Source organism: Gilvimarinus gilvus (assembly GCF_030518155.1).
Taxonomy (GTDB): domain Bacteria; phylum Pseudomonadota; class Gammaproteobacteria; order Pseudomonadales; family Cellvibrionaceae; genus Gilvimarinus; species Gilvimarinus gilvus.
Genome location: NZ_JAULRU010000623.1, coordinates 1 through 1,158, shown reverse-complemented (window position 1 = coordinate 1,158; position 1,158 = coordinate 1). Strand labels below are relative to the sequence as shown.

Annotated in this window: 1 protein-coding gene; it reads left to right on the top strand. The window is 49.1% G+C overall.

Annotated elements, in window-relative coordinates; genetic code table 11:
- On the top strand, positions 1-1,158 hold a 1,158-nt coding region (locus QWI17_RS16520), incomplete at both ends, for a non-ribosomal peptide synthetase (protein ID WP_302723630.1).

Sequence of the window (1,158 nt, the reverse complement as noted above, 5' to 3'; positions counted from 1 at the left end):
GCAGCTCAATGAGAGGTCGAACCAGCTGGCGCATTATCTAGTTGCAGAACGAGGTGTTGAGCCTGACACGTTGGTTGGGTTGTGCGTTGAGCGCTCTGTCGAGATGGTGATTGGCCTTTTGGGAATTATTAAGGCCGGAGGGGCGTATGTGCCGATTGATCCGGACTACCCGTCATCGCGCATAGCGTACATGTTACAGGATGCGAGTTTGGGGACGGTTCTGACACACTCGTCCTTACTAGAGCGCACCGGGATTAGCCAATCGCAGGCCTTACTTTTTGATGATGAGAGCGTTCAAGATCGGTTGGCGGGTCAAAGCACTCGCAACCTGCCGGTTCAGGGGCTGGGTCTTACGTCCTCGCACCTTGCGTATGTAATTTATACCTCAGGTTCTACCGGAACGCCAAAAGGCGTGATGGTAGAACATTCGCCATTACATAATCGAATTCGGTGGATGCAAGATGAGTATTGCCTTTGCAATGTCGACACCGTACTACAAAAAACACCGTTCAGCTTTGATGTATCTGTTTGGGAATTTTTCTGGCCTCTTGCTCAAGGTGCGAAACTTTTGGTGGCCCGTCCGGGTGGTCACAAAGATCCTGATTATCTTTGTGACCTAATTGTAAAGGAGGGTGTTACAAGGCTGCACTTTGTTCCCTCAATGTTGAAGGTTATTCTCGATTCCAATCGATGGGAAGAATGCCATTCTGTGCGGCACGTGTATTGTAGTGGTGAGGCCTTGCCTTCTGCGGTCGTAAACCAGTTCTATAAAGCATCTAATAAAAGTGAGCTTTTTAATTTGTACGGCCCGACCGAAGCGGCAATTGACGTTAGTCATTGGCATTGCAGAAGACATCTGGGCAGGGAAAAAGTGCTTATCGGCCGACCTATTAGCAATATAAAGCTGTATGTTCTTGATGAACAAAGGTTGCTTGTCCCTCACGGGTGCCCGGGAGAGCTCTATATTGGTGGCGCGGGTCTAGCTAGGGGATACTTAAATCGTGAAGACTTGACGAGTCAAGTCTTCACCAGTAATCCATACAGGGAAGCTGATGATGGTGCTGACGCTCGGCTGTATAAGACCGGAGATTTGGTTCGTTGGACGGATCAAGGGGAGCTCGAATATTTGGGTCGGCTAGATCACCAAGTCAAAATACG